The organism is Streptomyces sp. NPDC005799 (assembly GCF_040630525.1).
Taxonomy (GTDB): Bacteria; Actinomycetota; Actinomycetes; order Streptomycetales; family Streptomycetaceae; genus Streptomyces; species Streptomyces griseorubiginosus_B.
The window spans coordinates 68909-77676 of the sequence record NZ_JBEXXQ010000053.1 but is presented as its reverse complement, the minus strand read 5'-3'; the positions used below and the strand labels follow the sequence as shown (position 1 = coordinate 77676).

The window sequence follows — 8768 nt, the reverse complement described above, 5'->3', positions numbered from 1 at the left end:
CCGCCGATGCCCGCCGCACCGCCGCCCGGCGCCCGCGGCAGCGCTCCCTATCTCCAGCGGCCCGCGACCGCCCCGGCGGCCGGCGGCCGTACCCGCTACTGGATCGAGATCAACGGCGCACGCCACCAGATCTCCCGCCCGACGCTGGTGCTGGGCCGCAGCACCGAAGCCGACGTGCGGATCGACGACCCCGGCGTCTCCCGCCGGCACTGTGAGATCCGGACCGGAACGCCCTCGACGATCCAGGATCTCGGGTCCACCAACGGCATCGTGGTGGACGGGCAGCACACCACCCGCGCTACGCTCCGCGACGGCTCGCGGATCGTCGTGGGCAGTACCACCATCATTTACCGGCAAGCCGAAGGGTGAAGCGGGGGCAATGTCAGAGCTGACCCTCACGGTCATGCGGCTGGGTTTCCTGGCCGTACTGTGGCTGTTCGTGATCGTGGCCGTGCAGGTCATCCGCAGCGACCTGTTCGGTACGCGCGTCACCCAGCGCGGGTCCAGGCGAGAGGCCGGGCGGCAGCAGCAGCAAGCCGCCCGCCAGCAGGCGTCTCCTCCGCAGCAGCGCCAGCAGTCCGGCGGCCGCCAGCGCCGCAACGCGCCCACCAAGCTCGTGGTGAGCGAGGGCATCCTCACCGGCACCACGGTCGCCCTGCAGGGCCAGACCATCACCCTGGGCCGGGCGCACGACAGCACGATCGTGCTGGACGACGACTACGCCTCCAGCCGCCATGCCAGGATCTACCCGGACCGCGACGGCAACTGGATCGTCGAGGACCTCGGCTCCACCAACGGCACGTACCTCGACCGGAGCCGGCTGACGACCCCCACGCCGATTCCGCTGGGCGCGCCGATCCGCATCGGCAAGACAGTCATCGAGCTGCGGAAGTAGTACGACAATGAGCGAGCGGAGCGAGCACGCAGCGGCGGCCCCCACCACGGGCCCCGGCGCGCTCCCGACCGGAGGGTGGGCACCGTGCGGATGTACCCGGAGCCGACGGGCGAGGTGCGCATGAGTCTGTCACTGCGCTTCGCCGCCGGATCGCACAAAGGCATGATCCGGGAGGGCAACGAGGACTCCGGATACGCCGGCCCGCGTCTGCTCGCGATCGCCGACGGCATGGGCGGCGCCGCCGCCGGCGAGGTCGCCTCCTCCGAGGCCATCTCCACCATCGTCGCCCTCGACGACGACGTGCCGGGCTCCGACATCCTCACCTCCCTCGGCGCCGCCGTACAGCGGGCCAACGACCAGCTGCGCGCGATGGTCGAGGAGGACCCGCAGCTGGAGGGCATGGGCACGACGCTCACCGCCCTGCTGTGGACCGGGCAGCGGCTCGGTCTCGTACACGTCGGCGACTCGCGCGCGTACCTGCTCCGCGACGGTGTCCTGACGCAGATCACACAGGACCACACCTGGGTGCAGCGGTTGGTCGACGAGGGCCGCATCACCGAGGAAGAGGCCACCACCCACCCCCAACGGTCCCTGCTCATGCGGGCGTTGGGCAGCGGTGAGCACGTCGAGCCGGACCTGTCGATCCGTGAGGTCCGGGCCGGCGACCGCTACCTGATCTGCTCCGACGGCCTGTCCGGCGTGGTCTCCCACCAGACCCTCGAGGACACCCTCGCCAGCTACCAGGGCCCCCAGGAGACCGTCCAGGAGCTCATCCAGCTGGCGTTGCGCGGCGGCGGCCCCGACAACATCACCGTGATCATCGCCGACGTCCTGGACCTGGACACCGGGGACACCCTCGCCGGGCAGCTCTCCGACACCCCGGTCGTCGTCGGCGCCGTCGCCGAGAACCAGAACCACCTGCACCACGACCCCGGGATCATGCAGACGCCCGCGGGACGCGCCTCCCACCTCGGCCGACAGGTGCCCGGACAGGGCGGAGGCGGCGAGTTCGGGCCGCCCGGATCCGGCGACACCACCGGTTACATCCCGGCCGGCAGCTTCGGCGACTACACCGACGACGACTTCGTCAAACCGCGCACAAGCCGCAAGTGGCTGAAGAGATCCTTCTACTCGGTGCTCGCGCTCGCCGTCATCGGCGGCGGTCTGTACGGCGGTTACCGCTGGACGCAGACCCAGTACTACGTCGGCACCAACGGCGAGCACGTGGCGCTGTACCGGGGCATCAGCCAGGACCTGGCCTGGGTGTCCCTGTCCAAGGTGGAGAAGGACCACCCCGAGATCGAACTCAAGTACCTGCCGCCGTACCAGCAGAAGCAGGTCAAGAACACGATCGCCGAGGGCGGCCTGACGGACGCCCGGAAGAAGGTCGACGAGCTCGCCGTACAGGCCTCCGCGTGCAAGAAGCAGTCCGAGCGGCAGGCGGCCGAGAGCAAGAACAACGCCAAGACCGGTCAGGGCCAGGCCGGTGGCACCACGGGAACCACCAGCACCTCGCTCACGTCCAAGGCCACGTCGTCACCGAGCCCGTCCCCGAAGCCGAAGTCCTCCCCGACCCCGAACCCGTCCGCGACCACCGCCACTCCCAGCCCCGGCCCCAGCCTCTCGGAGGAAGAGCAGAAGGTCGTCTCGATGTGCGGTAAGCAGTAGGCAAGCCGTGAGAGGCCCCGTCACACGATGAGCAGTACTACCAACACACCGACGCACCACACGTCCACGATCGGCGCGATCGGAGCGCCCAGCAGACGCAACACCGAGCTCGCGCTCCTGGTGTTCGCCGTCGTCATCCCGGTCTTCGCCTACGCCAACGTGGGCCTGGCCATCGACGACAAGGTGCCGGCCGGCCTGCTCGGGTACGGCTTGGGCCTCGGTCTGCTCGCCGGCGTCGCCCACCTCGTGGTGCGGAAGTTCGCCCCGTACGCGGACCCGCTGCTGCTGCCCCTGGCCACGCTGCTCAACGGCCTCGGTCTCGTCGCCATCTGGCGACTCGACCAGTCCAAGCTGCTGCAGTCCATCGGCGTCGCGGGAGGCAAGGCGACCAACCAGCTCATCTACACCGCGCTGGGCATCGCGCTGTTCGTGGTCGCGCTGATCTTCCTCAAGGACCACCGCACCCTGCAGCGGTACACGTACATCTCCATGGCGGGCGCGCTGGTCCTGCTGCTGCTCCCGCTGGTGCCGGGCCTCGGCGCCAACCTCACCTACGGCGCCAAGATCTGGATCAAGGTCGGCAGCTTCACCATCCAGCCCGGTGAGTTCGCCAAGATCGTCCTGGCGATCTTCTTCGCCGGCTACCTCATGGTGAAGCGCGACGCACTCGCTCTGGCCAGCCGCCGCTTCATGGGCCTGTACCTGCCGCGCGGCCGCGACCTCGGCCCGATCATCGTCGTCTGGATGATCTCGATCCTCATCCTGGTCTTCGAGACCGACCTCGGTACGTCGCTGCTGTTCTTCGGAATGTTCGTCATCATGCTGTACGTCGCCACCGAGCGGACCAGCTGGATCGTCTTCGGTCTGCTGATGTCCGCGGTCGGCGCCGTCGGCGTGGCGAGTTTCGAGCCGCACGTCCAGACCCGTGTCCAGGCCTGGCTCAACCCTATGAACGAGTACAAGCTCAGCCGTACCCCTGGTGTCACCGGAGTCCACTCGGACCAGCTGCAGCAGGCCCTCTGGTCCTTCGGCTCCGGCGGCACCCTCGGCACCGGCTGGGGCCAGGGCCACTCCGACCTCATCCGCTTCGCCGCCAACTCCGACTTCATCCTCGCCACCTTCGGCGAGGAGCTGGGCCTGGCCGGCCTGATGGCGATCCTGCTGATCTACGGCCTGATCGTGGAGCGCGGTATCCGCACCGCCCTCGCCGCCCGCGACCCCTTCGGCAAGCTGCTCGCCGTCGGCCTCTCGGGCGCCTTCGCCCTCCAGGTCTTCGTCGTCGCGGGCGGCGTCATGGGCCTGATCCCGCTGACCGGTATGACGATGCCCTTCCTGGCGTACGGCGGTTCCTCCGTCATCGCCAACTGGGCCCTCATCGGCATCCTGATCCGCATCAGCGACACCGCCCGACGCCCGGCGCCCACGCCCGCCAGCAACCCCGACGCCGAGATGACCCAGGTGGTCCGCCCGTCATGAACAAGCCCCTGCGCCGGATCGCGATCTTCTGCGGTCTTCTCGTCCTCGCCCTGCTCGTCAGGGACAACTGGCTGCAGTACGTCAAGGCCGACAGCCTGAGGAACGACACGTTGAACCGCCGTGTCACCATCGCCCGCTACTCCACCCCGCGCGGCGACATCATCGTCGACGGCGATCCCATCACCGGGTCCACCACGACGAGCAAGAGCGGCCTGAACGACCTGAAGTACAAGCGCACCTACAAGAACGGCCCCATGTGGGCGCCGGTCACCGGGTTCGCCTCGCAGGCCTTCGGCGCCACCCAGTTGGAGAGCATCGAGGACGGCATCCTCACCGGCAACGACGACCGGCTCTTCTTCCGCAACACACTCGACATGATCACGGGCAAGCAGCGGCAGGGCGGCAACGTCGTCACCACCCTCAACGCGGCCGCGCAGAAGGCCGCGTACGACGGTCTGAAGGCCCAGGGCGGCAAGGGCGCGGTCGCCGCGCTCGACCCGTCCACCGGCAAGATCCTGGCACTGGCCTCGTACCCCTCGTACGACCCCTCGAGCTTCGCCGGCAACTCCACGTCGACGGACAGCAAGGCCTGGAACTCGCTGCTGAAGAAGAACAACCCGAACGACCCGATGCTGAACCGGGCGCTGCGCGAGACCTACCCGCCGGGCTCCACCTTCAAGGTCGTCACCGCCTCGGCCGCGCTGGAGAACGGGCTGTACACCTCCGCCGACCAGAACACCGACTCGCCGCTGCCCTACATCATGAAGGGCACCACGACCGAGCTGAAGAACGAGGGAAACATCCCCTGCAAGAACGCGACCATGCGCACCGCGCTGCGCGTGTCCTGCAACACCGTCTTCGGCAAGATCGGCGCCGACCTCGGCAACGACAAGATGCTCGCCGAGGCGAAGAAGTTCGGCTTCGACGCGGAGCAGTTCACGCCGGTCCGCTCGGCGGCCTCGGTCTTCTCCGACAACATGAACTCCTCGCAGACCGCGCTGTCCTCCATCGGCCAGTTCAACACCGCCGCGACCCCGCTGCAGATGGCCATGGTCGCCTCCGCGGTCGCCAACGACGGCAAGCTGATGAAGCCGTACATGGTCGACAAGCTGCAGTCCTCCAACCTCGACACCATCGCGCAGACCGACCCGCAGGAGCTCAGCCAGCCCCTGTCGTCGAAGAACGCGCAGATCCTGCAGTCGATGATGGAGACGGTGGTCAAGGAAGGTACCGGCACCAAGGCGCAGATCAACGGCGTCACGGTGGGCGGTAAGACCGGTACCGCGCAGCACGGCGTCGAGAACAGCGCGAACCCGTACGCCTGGTTCATCTCCTACGCCAAGCTCCCCGACGGCAGCGCGCCGGTCGCCGTGGCCGTGGTCATCGAGGACGACCAGGCCAACCGTGACGACATCTCCGGCGGCGGCCTCGCGGCGCCGATCGCGAAGAGCGTGATGGAGGCGGTCATCAACTCCAAGAAGTGACCCCGCTCACGCCCTCCTCACATCGGTGCACGTTGCGATACCGGTCCTGTATCGGGTTACGGGCTTGGCCAGGTCACACAAAGCTAGCCGGGTACGGTAGGCCCGGACGGCAGCCTCCGACCGCACACCCGTGCCGGTCGGGACCGACGGAGAGGGCTGGTAGGAAGCTATGGAAGAGCCGCGTCGCCTCGGCGGCCGGTACGAGCTGGGCCAGGTGCTCGGCCGTGGTGGCATGGCGGAGGTCTACCTCGCGCACGACACCCGGCTCGGCCGCACCGTGGCGGTGAAGACGCTGCGCGCGGACCTCGCGCGCGACCCGTCCTTCCAGGCCCGGTTCCGCCGGGAGGCCCAGTCGGCCGCCTCGCTCAACCATCCCGCGATCGTCGCGGTCTACGACACGGGCGAGGACTACATCGACGGGGTCTCGATCCCGTACATCGTCATGGAGTACGTAGACGGCTCCACGCTCCGCGAACTCCTGCACTCCGGCCGCAAGCTCCTGCCCGAGCGGGCCATGGAGATGACCATCGGCATCCTGCAGGGCCTCGAGTACGCCCACCGCAGCGGCATCGTCCACCGTGACATCAAGCCCGCCAACGTGATGCTCACGCGCAACGGCCAGGTCAAGGTCATGGACTTCGGCATCGCCCGCGCCATGGGCGACTCCGGCATGACGATGACGCAGACGGCGGCCGTCATCGGCACCGCGCAGTACCTGTCGCCGGAGCAGGCGAAGGGCGAGCAGGTGGACGCCCGCTCGGACCTCTACTCGACGGGTTGCCTGCTGTACGAGCTGCTGACGGTACGGCCGCCGTTCGTCGGCGACTCCCCTGTGGCCGTCGCTTATCAGCACGTCCGCGAGGAGGCACAGCCGCCCTCCGTCTTCGACCCCGAGATCACGCCCGAGATGGACGCCATCGTCCTGAAGGCGCTGGTCAAGGACCCCAACTACCGCTACCAGTCCGCCGACGAGATGCGCATGGACATCGAGGCGTGCCTCGACGGCCAGCCGGTCGCGGCGACGGCGGCGATGGGTTCCGTGGGCTACGGCGGCTACCCCGACGACCAGCCGACGACGGCCCTGCGCTCCGACGCGGGCGCCGGCGCCACGTCGATGCTGCCGCCCATGAACCCGGACGACGGCGGCTTCGGCTACGACGACCGGCCCGACCGTCGGCGCCAGAAGAAGAACAACACCTCGACGATCCTGCTGGTCGTCGCGGGCATCCTGGTGCTGGTGGGCGCGATCCTGATCGGCAGGTGGGTGGTCAGCGGACACGGCAGCGGCAACGACACGGTCGCCGTGCCGAGCATCGTCGGCCAGCCGAGGGCGGACGCCGAGAAACAGCTGACCAACAGCGACCTCAAGGTCGGCACGGTCAAGGAACAGCCCTGCGCCAACCAGTCCAAGGGCAACATCTGCTCCACGGACCCGACACCGGGCACCAAGGTCAAGAAGAACACCACGGTCAACCTGGTGGTGTCGACCGGGGCGCCGAAGGTGCAGGTTCCGGGCGTCGTGGGGAAGAGCCTGGACGAGGCGCAGCAGCTCTTGGAGGGCGACCAGTACAAGTTCGTCGTCAAGACCAAGACACAAGAGTCCTCCGAGGACCCGAACACGGTCCTGGAGCAGAACCCGCAGCTTGGGGCTGAGGTGGAAAAGGGCTCCACCATCACCCTCACCATCGCCAAGGCCCCCGAAACGGTTGCGGTTCCCGACGTCAGCGGCAAGAGCTGTGACGACGCCAAGGCCGAGCTGCAGCAGAACGGGCTTACCGGCAACTGCGTCAACACGCCCACGACCGACGACAACCAGGACGGCAAGGCCATCTCGACCAACCCGTCGATCGGCACCCAGGTCAAGAAGAACACCGCGGTGCAGATCAACATCGGTCAGAAGCAGAACAACCAGGTCCAGGTACCCAACATCCAGGGCCAGCGACTCAAGGACGTCAGGAACGCCCTGCAGCAGGTGGGCCTCCAGGTCGGCAACATCAACGGCTCCCAGGACGACAACGCCATCGTCATCAGCTCGGACCCGGGCCAGGGCAGCACTGTCGACCAGGGATCGTCGGTCAACCTGACGACCTTCGGCGGAAACGGCAACAACAACGGCGGGAACGACGGCGGCACCAACCTCTTCGGCGGCGCAGGCGGCTGACGGCGCACTCGGACGCGTAAGGGCCCGTGCACTCACCTGGTCGCTGCCAATTCGACGGCGACCAGGTCGGGGCCCTTCGCGGTCTGGTTTTACTCAAGTGCAGCCGCTACCAGGTCGACGTCGTGACGGGCCCCCATCGCGCAGCCGGGCAGGCGGCGGGAGAGCGGGTTGATGACCGGGCCAGACAGAGCTTGCCCTGGTGTGAGCCGTTGACGGTCCTGGAATAGAAGGGGCCTCACGCACAGTGGGCCCGAAGCCGCAAAGGCAAGTTGCGGCTTCGGGCCCGGCTCACCAGTGACAAGACGTCACTGTCAGGCAACCTATTGCAGTTCCTTCGGCGGCGTCCTCTTGCTGTCCACCTTCTCCACCCGCACCAGTTCGCCCCAGACCACGTAGCGGTAGCGCGAGGTGTACACCGGGGTGCACGTCGTCAGGGTGATGTAGTGGCCGGCCTTGGTCCTGCCGGACTCCTTCGGGACCTGGGCCACGACCTCGACGTTGTACTTCGAGGTTTCGTCGAGGACGTCGTAGACCTTGTAGACGTACCACTTGTCCTTGGTCTCGAAGACGATCGGGTCGCCGACCTTGACCTTGTCGATGTTGTGGAACTTGGCGCCGTGGCCGTCCCGGTGGGCGGCGAGCGTGAAGTTGCCCTTCTTGCCCGTCATCGGGAGCGTCGCCTTGACCGGGTCGGTGTAGTAGCCGGCGACGCCGTCGTTGAGGACGCTCGTCGAGGTGCCCTTCTCCACCAGCACCTCGCCGTTCTTCATCGCGGGCACGTGCAGGAAGCCGATGCCGTTCTTCGTGTCCAGCGCGCCCGGGCCGCCCGGCTCGTGGGCCCAGGTGTCGCGGACCTTGTCGCCCTGCTTGTCCGCCTCGCGGTCGGCGACGACGTTCGTCCACCAGAGCGAGTAGACGACGAACAGGCCCAGCAACAGGCCCGCGGTGATGAGGAGTTCACCGAAGACGCTGACCGCCGTGGCGATCCGGCCGGGACCCCGGCGGCGGTCCGGCGGGCCGGTGTACGCGTCCGCGTCGTCCGTGTCCTCTTGTCTGTCGTCGGTGGTCGCTGCCACGTTCATCT

General features: G+C 68.0%; 7 protein-coding genes. 6 read left to right on the top strand and 1 reads right to left on the bottom strand.

Annotated elements, in window-relative coordinates; all coding sequences use genetic code 11:
- From ABZ453_RS38860 to pknB, 6 genes are all read left to right on the top strand, one after another.
- Positions 1–369: FHA domain-containing protein (locus ABZ453_RS38860; protein ID WP_359022808.1), on the top strand; the 369-nt coding region annotated here is incomplete at its 5' end.
- 10 nt (positions 370–379) lie between these two features.
- A complete protein-coding gene (locus ABZ453_RS38855) occupies positions 380–895 on the top strand; it encodes an FHA domain-containing protein (protein ID WP_359022806.1) in 516 nt (171 codons plus the stop codon).
- Positions 896–1015: 120 nt separating this feature from the next.
- Positions 1016–2563 carry a Stp1/IreP family PP2C-type Ser/Thr phosphatase gene (locus tag ABZ453_RS38850; protein ID WP_359022804.1) on the top strand — a complete coding sequence of 516 codons (1548 nt, stop codon included), beginning with the start codon at positions 1016–1018 and terminating at the stop codon, positions 2561–2563.
- Between the two features lie 27 nt (positions 2564–2590).
- Positions 2591–4039: an FtsW/RodA/SpoVE family cell cycle protein gene (locus tag ABZ453_RS38845; protein WP_359022803.1), complete on the top strand. Its 1449-nt coding sequence runs from the start codon at positions 2591–2593 to the stop codon at positions 4037–4039.
- Entirely contained in the window at positions 4036–5523 is a 1488-nt protein-coding gene (locus ABZ453_RS38840; RefSeq protein WP_359022802.1) for a penicillin-binding protein 2, read from the top strand. Before ABZ453_RS38845 ends, ABZ453_RS38840 begins: the two co-directional genes overlap by 4 nt.
- A gap of 169 nt (positions 5524–5692) precedes the next feature.
- On the top strand, positions 5693–7684 hold the full coding sequence (gene pknB / locus ABZ453_RS38835) for a Stk1 family PASTA domain-containing Ser/Thr kinase (protein ID WP_359022800.1): 1992 nt from the start codon (positions 5693–5695) through the stop codon (positions 7682–7684).
- Between the two features lie 320 nt (positions 7685–8004).
- Here pknB and ABZ453_RS38830 read toward each other — a convergent pair whose 3' ends face one another.
- Positions 8005–8766 carry a class E sortase gene (locus ABZ453_RS38830; protein ID WP_359022798.1) on the bottom strand — a complete coding sequence of 254 codons (762 nt, stop codon included), beginning with the start codon at positions 8764–8766 and terminating at the stop codon, positions 8005–8007.
- Positions 8767–8768: the final 2 nt, after the last annotated feature.